At 74.2% G+C, this 17,512-nt stretch carries 16 protein-coding genes; 11 read left to right on the top strand and 5 right to left on the bottom strand.

The features are described 5' to 3' along the window. Window positions 1-21: 21 nt before the first annotated feature. Window positions 22-1,023 carry an ROK family transcriptional regulator gene (locus ABZ444_RS23630; protein WP_358000545.1) on the bottom strand — a complete coding sequence of 334 codons (1,002 nt, stop codon included), beginning with the start codon at window positions 1,021-1,023 and terminating at the stop codon, window positions 22-24. 74 nt (window positions 1,024-1,097) lie between these two features. Here ABZ444_RS23630 and ABZ444_RS23625 point away from each other — a divergent pair, with 74 nt between their 5' ends. The 3 genes from ABZ444_RS23625 to ABZ444_RS23615 are packed head-to-tail and all read left to right on the top strand — an operon-like array spanning window position 1,098 to window position 4,865. Next, entirely contained in the window at window positions 1,098-2,261 is a 1,164-nt protein-coding gene (locus tag ABZ444_RS23625; RefSeq protein WP_358000542.1) for an MFS transporter, read from the top strand. A 46-nt stretch (window positions 2,262-2,307) separates the two neighbouring features. Beyond that, window positions 2,308-3,375: an LLM class flavin-dependent oxidoreductase gene (locus ABZ444_RS23620; RefSeq protein WP_358000539.1), complete on the top strand. Its 1,068-nt coding sequence runs from the start codon at window positions 2,308-2,310 to the stop codon at window positions 3,373-3,375. Window positions 3,376-3,377: 2 nt separating this feature from the next. Continuing rightward, window positions 3,378-4,865 carry an AMP-binding protein gene (locus tag ABZ444_RS23615; protein WP_358000536.1) on the top strand — a complete coding sequence of 496 codons (1,488 nt, stop codon included), beginning with the start codon at window positions 3,378-3,380 and terminating at the stop codon, window positions 4,863-4,865. Here the strand turns inward: ABZ444_RS23615 and ABZ444_RS23610 are convergent. Further along, window positions 4,850-5,488, bottom strand: a complete 639-nt coding sequence (locus tag ABZ444_RS23610) for a TetR family transcriptional regulator (RefSeq protein ID WP_358000533.1) — start codon at window positions 5,486-5,488, stop codon at window positions 4,850-4,852. The two genes, ABZ444_RS23615 and ABZ444_RS23610, sit on opposite strands and share 16 nt — an antisense overlap. A 98-nt stretch (window positions 5,489-5,586) precedes the next feature. Between ABZ444_RS23610 and ABZ444_RS23605 the strand changes: the two genes are divergently transcribed. Continuing rightward, window positions 5,587-6,720, top strand: a complete 1,134-nt coding sequence (locus ABZ444_RS23605; RefSeq protein WP_358000530.1) for a cytochrome P450 — start codon at window positions 5,587-5,589, stop codon at window positions 6,718-6,720. Between the two features lie 10 nt (window positions 6,721-6,730). On the opposite strand, the gene ABZ444_RS23600 is transcribed toward ABZ444_RS23605, so the two are convergent. Further along, complete coding sequence (locus ABZ444_RS23600) at window positions 6,731-7,639, bottom strand: cyclase family protein (protein WP_358000527.1); 909 nt, start codon at window positions 7,637-7,639, stop codon at window positions 6,731-6,733. 29 nt (window positions 7,640-7,668) lie between these two features. On the opposite strand from ABZ444_RS23600, the gene ABZ444_RS23595 reads away from it, so the two are divergent. After that, a complete protein-coding gene (locus tag ABZ444_RS23595) occupies window positions 7,669-8,865 on the top strand; it encodes a serine hydrolase domain-containing protein (protein WP_358000525.1) in 1,197 nt (398 codons plus the stop codon). A 14-nt stretch (window positions 8,866-8,879) separates the two neighbouring features. Here ABZ444_RS23595 and ABZ444_RS23590 read toward each other — a convergent pair whose 3' ends face one another. Continuing rightward, on the bottom strand, window positions 8,880-9,617 hold the full coding sequence (locus ABZ444_RS23590; RefSeq protein WP_358000733.1) for an SDR family NAD(P)-dependent oxidoreductase: 738 nt from the start codon (window positions 9,615-9,617) through the stop codon (window positions 8,880-8,882). Continuing rightward, complete coding sequence (locus ABZ444_RS23585) at window positions 9,617-10,207, bottom strand: isochorismatase family cysteine hydrolase (RefSeq protein WP_358000522.1); 591 nt, start codon at window positions 10,205-10,207, stop codon at window positions 9,617-9,619. The genes ABZ444_RS23590 and ABZ444_RS23585 overlap by 1 nt, the downstream gene beginning before the upstream one ends. 178 nt (window positions 10,208-10,385) lie before the next feature. On the opposite strand from ABZ444_RS23585, the gene ABZ444_RS23580 reads away from it, so the two are divergent. From ABZ444_RS23580 to ABZ444_RS23555, 6 genes are all read left to right on the top strand, one after another. Continuing rightward, on the top strand, window positions 10,386-12,191 hold the full coding sequence (locus tag ABZ444_RS23580; RefSeq protein WP_358000519.1) for a protein kinase: 1,806 nt from the start codon (window positions 10,386-10,388) through the stop codon (window positions 12,189-12,191). 62 nt (window positions 12,192-12,253) lie between these two features. Next, window positions 12,254-12,616, top strand: a complete 363-nt coding sequence (locus ABZ444_RS23575) for an OB-fold domain-containing protein (RefSeq protein ID WP_358000516.1) — start codon at window positions 12,254-12,256, stop codon at window positions 12,614-12,616. After that, the gene (locus ABZ444_RS23570; protein ID WP_358000513.1) at window positions 12,613-12,936 is read left to right on the top strand and encodes a VOC family protein; all 324 of its coding nucleotides are present in this window, start codon (window positions 12,613-12,615) and stop codon (window positions 12,934-12,936) included. Before ABZ444_RS23575 ends, ABZ444_RS23570 begins: the two co-directional genes overlap by 4 nt. Window positions 12,937-12,952: 16 nt before the next feature. Continuing rightward, the gene (locus ABZ444_RS23565; RefSeq protein ID WP_358000510.1) at window positions 12,953-14,467 is read left to right on the top strand and encodes a class I adenylate-forming enzyme family protein; all 1,515 of its coding nucleotides are present in this window, start codon (window positions 12,953-12,955) and stop codon (window positions 14,465-14,467) included. Beyond that, window positions 14,464-16,557: an acetate--CoA ligase family protein gene (locus tag ABZ444_RS23560; protein WP_358000507.1), complete on the top strand. Its 2,094-nt coding sequence runs from the start codon at window positions 14,464-14,466 to the stop codon at window positions 16,555-16,557. The genes ABZ444_RS23565 and ABZ444_RS23560 overlap by 4 nt, the downstream gene beginning before the upstream one ends. Next, window positions 16,544-17,293 (top strand): glucose 1-dehydrogenase, encoded by a 750-nt coding sequence (locus tag ABZ444_RS23555; RefSeq protein WP_358000504.1) that lies wholly within the window; start codon window positions 16,544-16,546, stop codon window positions 17,291-17,293. The genes ABZ444_RS23560 and ABZ444_RS23555 overlap by 14 nt, the downstream gene beginning before the upstream one ends. Window positions 17,294-17,512 lie beyond the last annotated feature (219 nt).

Raw genomic sequence — 17,512 nt, 5'->3', positions numbered from 1 at the left:
GACCTTCTGACGCGGCGCGGGTCACCAGACGTTGTCCCGCGCCGTGTCGAGGGCCGTCAGCACGGCCCCCTCCAATACCGCGTCGCCCCCGACCCGGGTGGCCCTGACCTCGGTGGGCGCGGGCGACAGCTCGCGCAGCCGGACGGCGACCTGCTCGGCCAGCTCGTCGCCGCCCTCCTGGCCGGTGGCCCCGCCGAGCACCACCAGGCCGGGGTCGAGCAGGGTGACGAACGCGAAGGCGCCCTTGGCGACCCGCCGCGCCAGCTCCTCGGGCCGGGTCGTGTTCTGGAGCAGGATGCACAACGGCGTGCCCTCCACGTCGAGGAAGCCGATCTCGCCCGCACCCCCCGACGCGCCGCGCCGCACCCGTCCGCCGAGCACGACCGCGGCGCCGATGCCGTCGTCCAGCCAGAGCAGCACGAAGTCGTCGCTGCCCTGGGCGGCGCCGGTGCGCAGCTCGGCGACGGCGGCCAGGTTCACCTCGTTCTCCAGGACGACGGGCACGCCCAGCCGCTCGCGCACCGCGCCCACCAGGCCGGGCCGCCACCCGGGCACGTCGTTGGCCACCGCCAGCTCGCCGTCCATGGGCTTGACCAGGCCGGGCGCGCCGATGACCACGTTGTCGAGCGGACGGCCCGCGGCGGCCTCGGCGACCGTGGCCGCGACGAGGCCGGCCAGGTCGCCGGAGATCTCGCGGACCGCCGAGCCGACCACGTGGCCGGTGAGGTCGGCGACCGTGACCTTGATCGCCGTGCGGCGCAGGTCGACCCCGGCGACGTGGGCCCGGCCGGCGACCAGCGCGTAGAGGCGGGCGTTGGGGCCGCGCCGGTCCTCGCCGCGCTCGCCGGCCTCCTCGACGAGGCCGCCGCCCTTGAGCCGTTCGATCAGGTCGGAGACGGTGGGCCTGGACAGGCCGGTCAGCTCACGAAGCTGCGGGGCGGTCAGCGGACCGTGCTCCAGCAGCAGGTCGAGGGCGAGCCGGTCGTTGATCGCACGGGCCATGGACGGGGTCGCGGTCTTCACGCCGCCCATAATAGTCAGGAAGGCTCCCTGATAGCTCTTTTCATCAGGAAGGTTGCCTGATAGTTTTTCTGGCCATGAGCCCTCATCGCGCCATTGCGGCCGTCTTCGCCGCGCACGGAGCCGTCGCCGGCAGTTTCGCCACCCGCATCCCGTGGCTCCAGGAGCACGTCCACCTGAGCGCGGGCATGCTCGGGTTCGCGCTGCTCTGCCCCTCGATCGGAGCCTTCGCCGCGATGCCGCTGGCCGGCCGCCTGGCCCACCGGTTCGGCAGCCGCGCCACCACGCGCGCGCTGCTCGCGTTGTGGTGCGGCGGCCTGGCCCTGCCCGCCTTCGCCCCCGGCCCCGCCTGGCTGTTCGCCATCTTCCTGCTGTACGGCGCGTCGGCGGGCATGTGCGACGTCGTCATGAACGCCCACGGCGTCACGCTCGAACGGCACCTGAAGAAGCCGGTCATCTCCGGCCTGCACGGCATGTGGGCCGTCGGCAGCCTGGCGGCCGGCGGCCTCGGCACCCTGGCCGCGCACGCCGGCATCGACGCCCGCCTGCACCTGGGAGCCGTCGCCGCCGTCCTGGTGGCCGCGGGCGGGATCGCCGGGCGCGGGCTGCTGCCCGACGGGCCGCGAGCCGCCGCCGGGCCCGCGCCGCGCCGGTTCGCCCTGCCCTCGCGTGCCATCGCGGCCATCGGCGTGGTCGGCTTCTGCGGCACGTTCGCCGAGGGCGCCAGCTCCAACTGGGCCGCGGTCTACCTCACCAACGTCGCCGACGCCGGGCCCGGCGTGGCCGCCGCGGGTTACACGATCTTCATGCTCTGCATGGCCGGGGCCCGGCTGCTGGGCGACCGGGTGGTGCGGCTGACCGGCCCGGTGCGGGCGGTCAGGACGGGCGGGATCATCGCGGTCGCGGGCGGCGTGCTGGTGGTCCTGGCCCGCACGCCCGCCCTGGGCATCGTCGGGTTCGCGCTGGTCGGGCTGGGGGTCGCGGTCATCGTGCCGCTGGTCTTCGCGGCGGCGGGGAACGCGGGGCCCACGCCGGGCGAGGGGGTCGCCGGGGTCGCGACGATCACGTACCTGTCGGGGCTGACCGCGCCGGCGGTGACCGGATGGGTGGCCGACGGCGTGTCGTACCCGGCGGCGTTCGCGCTGATCACCGGGATCCTGGTGGCGCTCACGCTGCTCGCGCCGGTGCTGCGGCCGCGCGAGGCGGCTCAGGAGGTGGTCCTGGAGCGGCAGCCGGCGTGATACGCTCCCAAGCGAGCGCTTGGTTTATATACGGAGAGGCCGCCGCATGAAGTTCTCGACCTTCCACCTCTTCCACCGCTTCGACGGGCAGAGCTTCAAGGACGTCTACGACTACCATCTGGAGCTCATCGAGCTGGCCGAGGAGCTGGGCTTCGACGGGGTACGGCTGGCCGAGCACCACTTCCGCGACTACGGCGTGGCGCCCAACCTGTTCACCATGCTCGCCCACGCCGCCGCCCGCACCTCCCGGCTCCGGCTCGGCACCGGCATCGTGGTGCTGCCGCTGCACAACCCCGTCCATGTGGCCGAGGAGGCCGCGCAGGTGGACGTGCTCTCCGGCGGGCGGCTCGACCTGGGGATCGGGCGGGGGTACCAGAGCTTCGAGTTCGAGGGCTTCGGGATCGACCTGGCCGAGGCGCGCGACCGGTTCAACGAGGCGCTGGAGGTGATCCTCGGGCTGTGGACGCGGGAGTCGTACCGGCACGAGGGGAAGTTCTACCGGACCGGCGCCGAGGTCTCGCTCGCGCCCCGGCCGCTGCAGTCGCCCCACCCGCCGCTGCACGTGGCCGCGGTCTCCCCCGAGACCGTCACCATGTACGCCGAGCGCGGCCTGCCGGTCCTGGCCGACCCGGCGGCGACGTTCCGCAAGGTCGTCAAGGCGGCCGAGACCTGGCGGGAGACGGCCGCGCGGGCCGGCCACCCGGCGGGCGCCGACCTGGTGGTGGCCCGCAGCGTCTACGTCGCTTCCACGCTGGAGCGGGCCCGCGAGGACCAGGCCAGGTTCGAGGCCTCCTTCGACCGCTCGCGCATCTTCAACGAGCGCAGCGCGCCCATCGACCCAAGGACCGGCAAGGCCGCCCAGGGCTTCGAGTACTACCAGGACCGCTACCTCAAGGGCGGCTCGGTCTCGCCGGACTTCCGCTGGGAGCAGCTGGAGGTCATCGGCGACCCCGCCCGCGTGATCGAGCAGATCTCGCTGCTCAGGGACGCCGGCTTCGGCAACCTCCTGTGCGACTTCGGCAGCACCAGGCCCATGCCGCTGGAGGACATGAAGCGGGTCATGCGCTTCTTCGCCGCCGAGGTCATGCCGGCCTTCGCCCCCGCAGGAGGATGACGATGATCCACAGCCTCACCCTGTCCGACGTCCTGGCCGACCACGCCCGCAGCCGCCCCCGGGTCATCGCCGTGGTGGACGGGGACGTGCGGCTCACCTACCCCGAGCTGGACGCCCGCGTGACGCGGCTGGCCGACGCCCTGGCCGGGCGTGGCGTGGCCGCCGGTGACCGGGTGATGTGGCTCGGCCAGAACTCGCACGCCGTGCTGGAGCTGCTGCTGGCCTGCTCCCGCCTGGGCGCGGTGCTCTGCCCGGCCAACTGGCGGCAGTCGGCGGACGAGCTGCGGTTCGTCCTGGCCGACCTGGCGCCGAGGGTCGTCGTCTGGGAGCACTCCGACACCGCCGCCGAGCTGGCCGACGAGGCCACGTGGGTGCGCGCGGGCGACGCGTACGAGGAACTGGTCGCCGGGGGCTCGCCGCGCGAGTTCCCGCAGGTGGACGACGCCGAGCCGGTGCTCGCCCTCTACACCGCCGCGTTCGGCGGCCGGCCGGGCGCCGCCCTGCTCAGCAGCGCCGCCCTGGTGGCCCACAGCGCCACGCTGCTCGTCGTACGGCAGATGGAGCCGGGGTTCACCTTCCTCAACGACGGGCCGCTCTTCCACGTCGGGACGATGATGTTCTGCCTGGCCACCCTCCAGATCGGCGGCACGAACGTGTTCACGCCCGCCTTCGACGCCGAGGAGGTCTGCCGGCTGGTCGACGCCGAGCGGGTGACGCAGGCGTTCCTGTTCGGGCCGATGATCGACGCGGTCGCGGCGGCGAACGCGGGCGGCAAGTACGACCTGTCCTCGCTGCGCTTCGTCGCCCACTCCGCCGAGTGGGACGACATGATCACCGTGGACGACTCGCCCTGGTGCCGCTCGAAGATGGGCGGGTACGGGCAGACGGAGGTGGGCGGCATGCTCACCTTCCTCGGGCTGGCCGAGGGCGGCGCGGGGTTCGCGGGACGGCCGTCGCCGCTGGTCCAGGTGCGCATCCTGGATCCCGAGGGCGATGAGGTGCCGGTGGGCGAGGTGGGCGAGATCTGCGCGAGGGGCAAGACCCTCTTTTCCGGATATTTCGCCCGACCCGACTTAAATGCGAAGAAGTCGCGGTACGGCTGGCATCACACCGGCGACCTCGGCCGCCGCGAACCCGACGGCACCATCACCTTCATCGGCCCCCGGCTCCGCATGATCAAGTCGGGCGCCGAGAACATCTACCCGGCCGAGGTCGAGCGCGCGCTCAGGACCCACCCGGCCGTCGCCGACGCCGCGGTGATCGGCGTGCCCGACCCCCGCTGGCACCAGGCGGTCAAGGCGGTGGTCGTGCTCAGGCCGGACGCCGCCGCCTCGCAGGAGGACCTGGTCGCGCACGTCAGGGGTGAGCTGGCGGCGTACAAGAGGCCGCGGGAGGTGGTGTTCGCCGACGCCATCCCCAAGCAGGGTTTCACCCCCGACTACGACGCCCTCGACGCCGCGTACGGCGGCGGCAACTACCCGGGCGCCTGACCCGCGCGCCCGGCCGCCCGGTGCGGGCCGGGCCGCACCGGAAGCCCGGCCTCCAGGTGCGCGAGCGCCTTGTCCAGCTCGGCGGGGCCGTCCATGGCCGGGTTGCGGACCCACTCGAACCACAGGGCCACCATCACGCCCGTGACGGCCCCCGTGACGTTCCTGATCTCCGGGTCGTCCGCGTCCCGGCCCTGGCGCGCCGCGAGCTCCTCCCGCAGCGTGCTCAGCACGCCGGTGACGTTCTCCAGGCTGGCCGCCCACAGCTCGGGGACGGTGAGCATGAGCTTCTCCCGTTCCATGCCGTCGGCGATCTCCTCCGGCGTCTGGGCGTCCGTGACCGCCCGCATGGCCGCGCGGACGGCCTGGACGGGCCCGACCTCGGCGGGCACGGCCCTGAGCGCCTCGACGAAGGGCGGGAACTGGTCGACCAGCACCAGATCCTCCTTCGTCGGGAAATAGCGAAAGACGGTGCTGGGCGCCACCTCCGCCGCCTCGGCGACCTGCTCGACGGTCGTCGCCGCGTAGCCCTGCTCGCGGAACAGGCGCAGCGCCTCCTTCTGGATCAGGGCGCGGGTCCTGGCCTTCTTCCGCTCGCGCAGGCCCTGGGCAGGTCGTTCGCTCATGTCACCGCATTCTCCGGGCCGGCGGCCCGCGCGTCCAATCGTCGGAGATCGATGGATATTGCTATGCAACTCTCAATTGAGAGCCTACTCTCATATTTATGCGACTTCCCATCGAACGTCCCGCGGAATGTCCCTTCGATCCCCCGGCCGGGCTGTCGGGCCTTCCGGCGATGAGCCGTCTGGAGTTCGCCGACGGCCATCTCGGCTGGCTGGCCACCACCGCCGAGGCCGCCCGCGCGGTGCTGGGGGATCCCCGGTTCAGCGCCCGGCAGGAGCTCAAGCACCGGGCCGCGCCCGGGGGCCCCGCCGGGCTCGGCGCCCCCGCCCCGCCGGGCTTCTTCGCGGCGCTGGACCCGCCGGAGCACACCCGCTACCGCCGGCTGCTCACCGGCCGGTTCACGCTGCGCAGGATGCGCCTGCTCGAACCGCGGATCGACCGCATCGCCGCCGACCACCTCGACGCCATGGCCGCCGCCGGGCCGCCGGCCGACCTCGTGACGGCGTACGCGCTGCCGATCCCGTCGCTGGTCATCTGTGAGCTGCTCGGCGTCCCGTACGCCGATCACGACCGGTTCCAGGAGCTCAGCGCCCGGCTCGTCACCTTCGGCGCGGACGGCGCGGGGGCGCTCGCCGAGCTGACCGGCTACCTGCGCGACCTGGTCCGCCGCAGGCGCCTGGAACCGGACGGCGGCCTGATCGGCGACCTGACCGGCGAGCTCGACGACGACGAGCTCGCCGGACTCGCGGTGATCCTGCTGGTGGCGGGCCACGAGACCACGGCGAACATGCTGGCGCTGGGGGTGTTCGCGCTGCTGGAGCGCGGGTGCCCGTACGAGGAGGGCGCGGTCGAGGAGCTGCTGCGCTGGTTGTCGATCCTGCATCTCGGCGCGCCGTCCAGAGCCGCGCTGGAGGACGTGGAGGTGGCGGGCGTGACGGTCAGGGCGGGTGAGACCGTGGCCCTGTCCCTGCCCGTGATCAACCGCGACCCGGCCGTGTACGCCGACCCCGACCGGCTGGTCCCGGACCGTCCGGAGGCGCGCCGCCACCTGGCCTTCGGGCACGGCGTGCACCAGTGTCTCGGCCAGCAGCTCGCCAGGATCGAGCTGCGGATCGGCTACCGGGCGTTGTTCGAGCGCTTCCCTGGCCTGCGCCTGGCCGTGCCGGCGGCCGAGGTGCCGGTCAAGCACGACGCCTCCGTGTACGGCGTCAGGAGCCTGCCCGTCACCTGGTGACCCGGCGCGCTCACAGGACGGCGAGCGGGGTGATCGGGCTGCCGGTGCCTCCCTCGATGCGCAGCGGCGCGGCCACGAAGACGAACTCCGTCCGCCCGGCCGCGCCCAGCTCTTCCAGCCACAACATCTCGACCAGGTGGACGCCGTGCCGGTGGAGCAGGATGAGGTGCAGATCGTCGGCGGCGCACTCGTCGGCGAGCTGACGTTCGTTCAGGCCGCCCACGGCGGCGTTGTCGCAGGCCACCACCGACACGTCCTGGGCGGCCAGCCAGGCGCCGGCCTCCGCCGACAACCCCGGCTGCCCCGCCCAGTACTCCTCGCGCGACCGCTGCCACACCAGCGGCCATCCCGTACGGACCACCGCGACGTCGCCGGGGCGCGGCGTGGCGATCTCCTGGAGCAGCCCGGCGGGGATCCGGAAGTCCGCCGGCAGGTGGTCGAGCCCGAGCCGCCGGGGCACGTCGAACAGCACGCCCCTGGCCACCACGCCGCCGACGTGCTCGATCCCGCACCTGGTGGCGCCGTAGGAGCGGACGCGGGCGGCCGGGTGGCCGTTGTAGAGCCGGTCGCCGGTCCACATGTGGCACAGCGCGTCCATGTGGGTGGTGGTGCCGTGGTGGCTCACCAGCAGGGCGTCGTCGGCCACGCGCAGGCCGTCGCCGACCGGCCGCGCGCCCGCGGCGTAGTCGCCGCCGTCCACGGACATGAAGTGCTGCGGCAGCGGACGGCCCCGCAGGTGGGGGACGGTCGTGGGGGCCGCCGAGGAGGTGGCTCCCCTGATCGGCATGGCCAGGCTCAGCACCTCGCCGGTGACGGCGCTGCGCAGGGCCTCCAGGACGACGGCGGGGGTCAGCAGGTTGAGGGTGCCCCGCTGATCGTCTGGGCCGAATCGTCCCCAGTTGTTAGGCTCGTGCACCAAGTAAGCGCTTCCTTTCCTGCGGAGGTCTGATGTACTGCGATCCCCGGTTCTCCCGCGTGCGCGAGGCGTTCGAGCGGAACTTCGCCGAGGGCGAGGAGCTGGGCGCCGCGGTGGCCGTCCACCTCGACGGCGAGCTGGTCGTGGACCTGTGGGACGGCGTCGCCGACCGGCACACGGGACGGGCCTGGGAGGCGGGCACCCCGGCCTTCGCGTACTCGTGCACCAAGGCCGTGACGGCCACCGTGCTGCTGCGGCTCGCCGAGCGGGGGCTGGTGGACGTGCGGGCGCCGGTCGCCGACGTGTGGCCGGAGTTCGCCGCCGGGGGCAAGGAGGCGGTCACGGTCGAGCACGTGCTGACGCACTCCTGCGGGCTGCCGGTGATCGAGACTCCGGTGCCGGTGGCGGAGTTCGAGGACCAGCCCGCCATCGCGGCCCGGCTCGCCGGTCAGACGCCCCTGTGGGAGCCGGGGACGGCGCACGGGTACCACGCGCTGACGTACGGCTTCCTGGTCGGGGAGGTGGTGCGGCGGGTCACCGGGAAGTCGGTGGGCGAGCTGGTGGCGGCGGAGATCGCCGGGCCGCTGGGGCTGGACCTCTGGGTCGGCGCGCCCGACGACGTGATCCCCCGCGCCGCCCGCCTCAAGGCCCCTGCCCGCCCCCGCCCCGGTCCCGAGAACCCCACCCCCGACACCCCGGCGCCCTCCGGCGGAGGGACCGGGCCCGGCGCCGGTGGGGGGCGGGATCTGCTGGGCGAGATGGGACGGGCGGTGCTCGATCCGGGCAGCCTGATGAACCGGGCGCTCGGCAACCCGGCCATCCGCCTGCTCGACGGCGGCGCGAACAACCCGGTGATCCTGCGCGCCGGATGGCCCGCCGCCGGGGTCGTCACCACCGCCAAGGGCCTGGCCGGGTTCTACCGCGCGCTGGTCGGCGGCGACCTGCTGAGCTCCGCGACCCTCCAGGACGCCCTGCGCCCCCGCGTCAGCGGCCCCGACCGCGTGCTGTTCATGGACACCGCGTTCGGGCTCGGCTACATGCGCCCGTCGTTCACGTTCCCGATGCCGTCGGCGACCGCGTTCGGCCACTCGGGGATGGGCGGCTCGCTCGGCATGGGCGACCCCGCCCGCAACCTGGCCTTCGGGTACGTGATGAACCGGATGGCCGACAGCCTCACCGGCAACCTGCGCGGCCTGCGCCTCATCGAGGCCGTCTACCGCTCCCTGTGACCCCACGGCGCGCGTCACTGCATGGTCACGCCGCCGCTCACCGACAACGTCTGGCCGGTGATGTAGGCGGCGCGGTCGGTGCACAGGTAGGCGATCAGCCCCGCGACGTCGGCGGGCGTGCCCAGCCTGCGCAGCGGGATCCCCTTGGCGATCTTGTCCACCAGCCCCGGCTCGGCCTCGGAGATCCGCCGGAGCATCGGGGTGTCGGTCGGCCCTGGGCAGACGACGTTCGAGGTCACCCCGCCCCTCGCGGCCTCCCGGGCGAGCGTCTTGGCCAGGCCGAACAGGCCCGCCTTGGTCGCCGCGTACGCGCCCTCGCCGCCCGACCCGGCCCTGGCGCCGTCGGAGGAGACGAACACCAGCCGTCCCCAGCCCCTGGCCGTCATGCCGGGCAGGAGCAGCTTGGTCATGAGCATCGGGCCACGCAGGTTGACCTGCCACATGAGGTCCCAGTCCGCCGGGTCGCTCGCCGTGAACGGCCGCACGACCGACACCCCGGCGTTGTGCACGAGCACGTCCACCGGCCCGGTCTCGGCGCAGAACGCCTCGACGGAGGCGGGCGAGGCCAGGTCCACGGCCAGCGCCCGCGCCCCGGCCAGCGCCGCGGCCGTCCGGCGGGCGCCCGGCAGGTCCACGTCGGCGACGGTGACGCGGGCGCCGAGCGCGGCGAGGTCGGTGGCGACGGCCGTGCCGATCGCGCCCGCTCCCCCGGTGACGACGGCGACGCGGCCGTCGAGGCGCAGGCCGTCCATCACGTCCACGCCCGGACGAGGTCGGCCGCGGCGACGCGGGTGGCCAGCAGGCCGATCGTGTTGCGCAGGACGGCCTCCGCGTAGTCCTCGGGGATCCCGGCCACCGCGTCCCGCACCACCGTCACCCGGTAGCCGAGGTCGACCGCCTCCAGCGCCAGCCCCGGGATGCCCAGGTTGAGCGAGACCCCCATCGCGACCACGGACGAGACGCCCAGGGAGCGCAGCGTCATGTCCAGCGAGGTGCCGGTGAACGGCGAGAACCCGTGGTGCCGCCGGCTCTCCAGGTCGCCGTCCTCGCGCAGCTCGGGCAGCACCTCCACAGCGGCCGTGCCCTCCAGCATGTGCGCGGGGTCCTTGAGCAGGGAGACGATGAACGGGCAGTTGCCGGTGTGCGAGCCCGCCCGGTCCGGCCGGAAGGCGGCCGTGCAGTGGATCACCGGGAGCCCGGCCGCTCGGGCCGTGCGCAGGACGCGGGCGGCGTTGGGGACGACGTCGTGACGGGCACAGACCGCCACCAAATCCGGAAATTTCGTGAGATCGCCGACGACCCCCCGCTGCATCTCCATCACCAGCACGGCCGACCGCTCCACCCGCACCCTCCGTCATTTAGCCGAGCGCTTGCTTGGGTACGCCACAGCATAACACCGCCCCCACGACCTCACCGGACGTCACCTTTCATCACAAACAGCGAAATTTCTCCAGACGTGACAACCCACACCCCGGGTGAGACCGTCGAATGCACGACGGCATGCCTGATGGGGGTTGGACTTGGTCCCTGGTTACCGTGAAGTTCGTCAGCTCGGCGCGGGCCGCACCGGCCGCGTGTTCCTCGCCACCTACCAGTCCACCGGCGCCTACGTCGCGATCAAGTACCTTAACGCCACCCTGCGCAGGGACCCCGGGTTCATGGACCGCTTCAGGGCCGACACCCATCAGCTCGTCGAGATCGACGACCCCAACGTGGTCCGCGTCTACGAGTACGTCGAGACCCCGTCCCGGGCCGCCGTCGTCATGGAGCTGGTGGACGGCGTCTCGCTGCGCACGCTGCTGGCCGAGCACGGCCGGACGGCCCCGGAGGCGGCCCTGGTGCTGCTCAAGGGCATCCTCGCCGCCCTGGCCGCCGCGCACGAGAGGGGCGTGCCGCACCGGGACGTCAAGCCGGAGAACGTCCTGGTCCAGGCGGACGGCACGAGCAAGCTGGCCGACTTCGGCGTGGTCGTGCACGCCGAGGAGCCGGGGGTGCCGGCGGGGAGCCCGGCGTACATGTCGCCGGAGTTGTGGACGCAGGGACGGGCGGGGCCGCCGGCCGACCTGTACGCGGCGGCCTGCGTGCTGTTCGAGGCGGTCAGGGGGCGGCCGCCCTACCGGGCGTACAAGGAGGGCGGGGACGGCGAGCAGGACGTCGCGGCCCTGCGGGAGCTGCACCTGACGGATCCGGTGCCGCTGGAGGTGGTCCCGGACGCCCTGCGCGACCTGCTCAGACGCGGGCTGGCGAAGGACCCGGCGGCCCGGTACGCCTCGGCCCGGCAGTTCGCCGCCGAACTGGAGGAGGACGCCGTCGCGGGGTACGGGCCGGACTGGGAGCAGCGGGGCCGCCGCCGGCTCGCCGAGCTGGCCACGCTGCTGGCGCTGCGCTTCCCGCTGGCGGCCAGGACCGAGCGGGACGCCCGCGCCCCGGCCGGGTTCGGCGGGCGGGCGGTCCGGCTGCCCGCGCTGCCACCACACCTGTGGGTGGCGGGCGCGACGGTGGTCGCCGTGGCGATCGCCCTCGTGATCTCCGGCGGACGGCTGTCGCCGGGGGCGGGCACGATCCTGATGCCGCAGCCGAAGCCGTCGGGCGAGCTGAACCCGGCACCGGTCGACGCCCACACGCCGACGCCCCGCAGGAGCACGCCCGCCACGGCTCGCAGCAGCGCGCCCCCGCCCGCCCCCACCGGCGGGCCGCACGTCTCCACCGGCCCGCCCGCGCCCACGAGTGCCGCGCCGCCGATGCCGCCGCCGATGCCGACGCGGGCGCAGAGCGGGAGCGCCCTGCCGCCGCCCGCCGTGCGGGAGGCGAGCATCGCGCGGTGGAGCGGTTCGGCGGGCGCGATCAGGGTGTCCGCGGACGGCACCGGGCCGGTGCGGCTGCGGATCGCGTACACGCGGCGGCTGGGCGACGGGCCGGTCACCACCGAGCGGCGGGAGACCCGCACGTTGCGCGGCAGCACCGCCTACACCAGCGGGGTCCGGCACGATCCCGGAAGCGTGGACTGCGGGGTGCGGGCCTACCTCGGGATCATCGTCATGACCGAGCCGGCGGCGGTCAACGGGCCGCAGGTGAGCGAGGTCGCGGTGGACGGCCCCGCCTGCCCGACCCCACCGCCGACCCGCTCCGGACCGGCCACCCCGACCGGCACCGCGTCCCCGACCGGCGGGCAGCCCGTGGACCACCCGGCACCGGGGGCGACGTCGCCGGCCGGCGGGCAACCCGTGGCACGTCCCACGCCGGGGGCGACGTCCCCGGCGGCCGCCCTCCCGCCCACCCCGGCGGATTCCCCCTCAGGGGAGGGCGGGCTGGTGCCCGGCCACTAGGAGCAGGGGGCGCGAGGCGTTGGCTCTTGTCGGGCTACCAAGCGTGCGCTAGCTTGGCAGCGATGAGCGGTGACACCTCCCCCACCGGCGCCGCAGGGGCGCGCGGCCAGCTGGTGATCCAGCGCTGCGTGTCCTGCGGCCGCCGCGGCTGCCTGCCCGAGCCGTCGTGCCCGTCGTGCGGCGGCGGCGAGCTGGCCGCCGAGCCCGCCAGGGGCACGGGGACGGTCCACACGTTCACCGTCGTGCACCGGTCGTTCGCGCCCGGCTACCGGGGGCGGGAGCCGTACGTGCCGGCGTGGGTGGACCTGGACGAGGGTGTGCGCGCGTTCGGGCACGTCGTGGGGTGCGCGCCGGAGGAGGTCCGCGTCGGGATGCCGGTGCGGGTGACGTTCGTGGACGATCTGCCGCATTGGAGGCCCGTGTGAAGCTCGGCAACGTGCTCATCCCCGTAGCCGACCTGGACGAGGCGATCGCCTTCTACGGCCTGCCGGTGAAGTTCAGGGACGGCGACAGGTTCGCCGCGCTGGACGGCGGCGGCGTCACCGTGGCGCTGGCCGGTCCCGCCGAGCACGTCACCGCGTCGGCGGCGCCGTCGTACAAGGTGGACGACGTGGCGGTCGCGGTGCGCGAGATGGCGGCGCGCGGGGCCGAGGTGGTGCGCGCGCCCGAGGACGGGCCGCACGAGCGGCGGGCCGTGCTGCGCGACCCCTCAGGAAACACGTTCGTGCTCTACTCGCCCCTCTGACCTGGAGGCACCCCCCATGGCGCGATCACCCTACGGCAACTACGGCCACGCGATCCTGACCGCGGGAGCGCTGCGCACGCCCGACCGGGTGGCGCTGACGTACTGCGGCGAGCGCAGCTTCACCTACGACGAGCTGAACCGGGCCGTCAACCGCCGGGCGAACGCGCTGCTGGCGGCCGGGATCACCGCCGGGCAGCGGGTGGCGGCGCTGCTCAACGAGACGCTGCTGGTCGCCGAGGTCTACCTCGCCCAGGCCAAGATCGGAGCGGTGACGGCGGCGCTCAACCCGTACTGGCCGGCCGAGACGCTGCGGGCGGTGGTGGCCGCCTCCGGCTGCACGGCCTTCGTGTACGACTCCACGGTCGCCGAGCTGGTCGACGGCATCAGGGACGCCCTCCCTGAGGTCACCACCTGGATCGACGCCGGCGAGCTGACCGGCGGCCGGGAGGGGGAACCGCCGCTGGGCGGCTTCCACGACGACCCGCTGGCCCTCTACTACACCTCCGGCACGACCGGCCTGCCCAAGGCCGTCGTGCACACCCACGCCTCCTCCCTGGCGACCGCCCAGATCTGGCTGGACGTGCCGCGCGGCCCCGACTCGGTGTTCGGCACCGGCGCGATCATCTGGGGCATCGGCTTCCCCGCCATCGTCGGCCCCGCCCTGTACGCGGGCATGCGCCTGGTGCTGGAGCAGGACTGGGGGCCGGCGAACTTCCTGCGCGTGGTGCCGCGCGAACGGGTCACGCACGTGTCGCAGATCCCGTCGTTCTACGCGGCGCTGCTGGGGACGTCCGAGCACGAGGGCGTGGACCTGTCGTCGATCCAGGTGATCATGCTGGGCGGCGAGCCGCTGACCGCGACCATGCTCGACCGGATCAAGGCCAGGCTGCCCGGGGCCGGGGTCTACTCCTACTACGGGCAGACCGAGGCGCCGTACACGTGCATGGGCCGCGTGGACGACGGCTCGACGCCGCTCGGGTCGTCCGGGCGGGCGCGCACGGGCAACGCCGTACGGATCACCGGCCCGTCCGGCGCCGCCGTGACCGGCGAGGTAGGCGAGATCAACCTGGCCGGGCCGCACCGCATGGCGGGCTACGACGGGACGGACGACCACGGCGTCCTGCGCGGCGAGTGGTACGTGGGCGGCGACCTCGGCACGTTGTCGGCCGACGGCGTGCTGCGCGTCCTCGGCCGCCGGGAGGACTCCATACTCAAGCACGGCCGGTGGACGCAGCCGGCCACGATCGAGGAGGCCGTCTCGGCCCTGGACGGCGTGGCCGAGGCCGGCGCGGTGGGCGTGCCCGAGGGGGCGGCCGAGCAGCGGGTGCTGCTGGCGGTCGTGCCACGCGCCGGGCAGTCGCTGGACGCCGCCAAGCTGTCGCTCGCCCTGGCCGACACGCTGCCGCCGCATCAGCGGCCGGACCACATCGTGGTGACCGGCGAGCTGCCGCACTCGCAGGACGCCTCCGGCGGCCCCGGCAAACTGCTGCGCCGCCGGATCCGCGAGCAGCACGGGCACCTGCTCGGGTGAGCGCCCAGGAGCACGGGAGCGGGGACGCCCGCCGCGACCCCCGCGAGCACGACGGCCGCGACCCTCGCGCGCACGACAGCCGGGACGTTCCCCGCGAGCACGAGGTCAAGGAGCTGGTCGCGGGGGCCGGGGTGCCGGTGCCGCGCGGGGTCGTGGTGCGCGACCTGGACTTCACGGCGGCCGGTGAGCTGGCCGAGCCGCTGGTGCTGAAGGCGTTCGGCCCGGGACTGGTGCACAAGTCGGAGGCGGGGGCCGTACGGCTCGGCCTGCGGGCGGACGGCCTCGCCGCGGCGGCCGCGGAGATGCGCTCCCGGCTGGACGTGGAGGGGTTCCTGGTCGAGGAGCAGGCGCCCGCCGGGGTGGAGCTGATCGTCGGGCTGGTCGGCGACCCGGGGTTCGGCCCGGTGCTGCTGACCGGGCTGGGCGGCGTCTGGACGGAGGCGATGCGCGACACGGCGCTGCGCCTCTGCCCGATCTCCGAGCGGGACGCGCGGCTCATGCTGGACGAGCTGCGTGGCGCGGCCCTCCTGCACGGCCACCGCGGCAGCCCGCCCGTGGACGTGGCCGCCGTGGTCAAGCTGCTCATGACGGTCGGCGGCCCAGGCGGCCTGTGGGAACGGCTGGAACTGGGCGAGTTCGAGCTGAACCCGGTCATCGCCACCCCTTCGGGAGTGACCGCGGTGGACGCACGCTACCTGCCCGGCCGGGCGCGCCCGCCCGCCGTCCGCGAACCGGCGGACTTCCTGCCGCTCTTCGAACCCCGCGCGGTGGCCGTCGTCGGCGCCTCGGCGAGCAGGCCGAACTTCGGGAACATGTTCCTCGACTTCTACAGAGCCGCCGGGGTGCCGCTGGTGGCCGTGCACCCGTCGGCCGCCGAGGTGGCGGGGGTGCCCGCGGTGCCGTCGCTGGCCGCCGCCGACGTGGACTACGCGCTGGTGGCGGTGCCCGCCGAGCGGTGCGCCGAGGTCGTGCGGCAGGCGTCGGGCATTCCGTACGTGCAGGTGATGAGCGGCGGGTTCGGCGAGGCCGGACGCGCGGACCTGGAACGCGATCTGGCCGGGGCCGCCCGCGCGGCGGGCACCCGGCTGCTCGGCCCCAACTGCATGGGCGTGTACTGCCCGCGCGGCCGGCAGACGTTCGTCGGCGGCGGCGTCGGACCGGCGGGGACGGTCGCGCTGATCTCGCAGAGCGGCGGCCTCGCGGGTGAGGTGATCAAGGTCGGGGAGCGGCGCGGGCTGGCGTTCAGCCGGGTCGTCACCGTGGGGAACGCGGCCGACGTGACCCCCGCCGAACTGCTGTCGTGGCTGGCCCGCGACCCCGAGACCCGGGCCGTCGGGCTCTACCTGGAGGACCCGCGCGGCGGCCGGGAGCTGCACGAGGCGCTGCGCGCGGCCGGGCTGCCGGTGGTGCTGCTGGTCGGCGGGCGCAGCTCGCAGGGACAGCGGGCGGCGCTCTCGCACACCGGCGGCATGCTGAGCGACCTGCGGGTGTGGGCGGCGGTCGCGGCCCAGACCGGCACGGCGCTGGTCTCCTCCCAGGACGACCTGATCGGCGTGCTGGCCTTCTTCCAGGCGCACGGCTCCCGTGCGACGGACGGCGACCGGGTGCTGGTGATCGGGCCGAGCGGCGGCGCGGGGGTGCTGGCCGCCGACGCGTTCGACCGGGCCGGCGTGCGGCTCGCCCCGCTGCCGGACGGCGCGCTCGACGGGCTCGGCCTGGCCGCCGCGGGCAACCCGCTGGAGGTGCCGGTGGGGCCGCGCGGGCGTCCCGGGCTGGTGCCGGAGGTGATCGAGGCGATCGTCCGGCGGGAGCCGTGCGCTGACGTGGTCGCCCACGTGAACGTGCAGAGCTTCTTCACCTACGGCGACGCGGCCGAGCCCCTGTACGCCTACGCGCGGGCCCTGGCCGGCGCGCAGGAGGCGCTGCCGCGCGTCAGGATCACGCTCGTCACCAGGAACGGCGAGTGCGCGCCCGCGGGCGTGGAGGACGAGGTACGGCGGATCGCGGCGGCGGCGGGCGTCCCCGTCTACCGCTCCATGGAGGCGGCCGCGGCGGCCGTCGCGGCAGGAGGTAGTCGTGGGACTGCTTGACGGCAAGGTCGCGCTGATCACGGGCGGGGCCAGGGGCATGGGCGAGTCGCACGTGCGGCTGTTCCTGGAGGAGGGCGCGCGGGTCGTCTTCGGCGACGTGCTGGAGGAGGAGGGCAAGGCGCTGGCCGCCGGGACCGGGGCCACGTACGTGCGGCACGACGTGCGCAGCCCGGACGAATGGCGGCGGGCCGTCGGCACGGCCACCGAGCTGCACGGCCGGCTGGACGTCCTGGTGAACAACGCCGGCATCCTCACCTACGGCCGCATCCAGGACATGGCCCCCGAGGACTTCGACCGGGTGATCGACGTGAACCTCAAGGGCACCTGGCTGGGGGTCAAGTCGGTGATCGACCCCATGAAGGCGGCCGGGCGCGGCGCCATCGTCAACATCTCCTCGATCGAGGGGTTCGTCGGGGCGGAGGGGTTGTCGGCGTACGCGGCCTCGAAGTTCGCGGTGCGCGGGCTGACCAAGTCCGCGGCGCGGGAGCTGGCCCGGTTCAAGATCCGGGTGAACTCGGTGCATCCGGGGGCGATCAACACGGCGATGGCGGTGAACCCGGACCTGATGGCCGAGGTGGACGCGGAGGCGTTCGTGAAGTCCATGGTCATCAAGCGGTTCGCGAAGCCGGTGGAGGTCTCGCACGTGGTGGCGTTCCTGGCCTCGGACCGGGCCAGCTACTGCACAGGGAGCGAGTTCACGGTGGACGGAGGGCTGCTGACGGGCGCCGGTTACTAGGCTCCCGGCACGACACGCGGCACTCTTCCTGTTAAATCACCCACCCTGGGCGGCTCCGGCAGCTTGGTTGAGCTGCTGTTATGCGCCCGGTGATGTCTTTACCCGCTCTTGGGGTGTGCTTGACCTTGGTCACGAAGCGGTAACCTCGCACCGCACGGAAGACCACAGGTTTCCGAATTTGCCACACATGTCCCGGGTTACCCCCGTGTACCCAAGCAT

This window comes from Nonomuraea sp. NPDC005730, from assembly GCF_040630865.1.
In the GTDB taxonomy this organism is placed as follows: domain Bacteria; phylum Actinomycetota; class Actinomycetes; order Streptosporangiales; family Streptosporangiaceae; genus Nonomuraea.
The sequence above is the reverse complement of the archived record's forward strand: the minus strand, read 5'-3'. Positions and strand labels throughout refer to the sequence as shown.

Bases quoted from the DNA above. Each gene is read 5' to 3' on its own strand.
- ABZ444_RS23625 (WP_358000542.1), top strand. From the start codon at position 1,098: ATGAGCCCTCATCGCGCCATTGCGGCCGTCTTCGCCGCGCACGGAGCC.
- ABZ444_RS23620 (WP_358000539.1), top strand. From the start codon at position 2,308: ATGAAGTTCTCGACCTTCCACCTCTTCCACCGCTTCGACGGGCAGAGC.
- ABZ444_RS23615 (WP_358000536.1), top strand. From the start codon at position 3,378: ATGATCCACAGCCTCACCCTGTCCGACGTCCTGGCCGACCACGCCCGC.
- ABZ444_RS23610 (WP_358000533.1), bottom strand. From the start codon at position 5,488: ATGAGCGAACGACCTGCCCAGGGCCTGCGCGAGCGGAAGAAGGCCAGG.
- ABZ444_RS23605 (WP_358000530.1), top strand. From the start codon at position 5,587: ATGCGACTTCCCATCGAACGTCCCGCGGAATGTCCCTTCGATCCCCCG.
- ABZ444_RS23595 (WP_358000525.1), top strand. From the start codon at position 7,669: ATGTACTGCGATCCCCGGTTCTCCCGCGTGCGCGAGGCGTTCGAGCGG.
- ABZ444_RS23590 (WP_358000733.1), bottom strand. From the start codon at position 9,617: ATGGACGGCCTGCGCCTCGACGGCCGCGTCGCCGTCGTCACCGGGGGA.
- ABZ444_RS23575 (WP_358000516.1), top strand. From the start codon at position 12,254: ATGAGCGGTGACACCTCCCCCACCGGCGCCGCAGGGGCGCGCGGCCAG.
- ABZ444_RS23565 (WP_358000510.1), top strand. From the start codon at position 12,953: ATGGCGCGATCACCCTACGGCAACTACGGCCACGCGATCCTGACCGCG.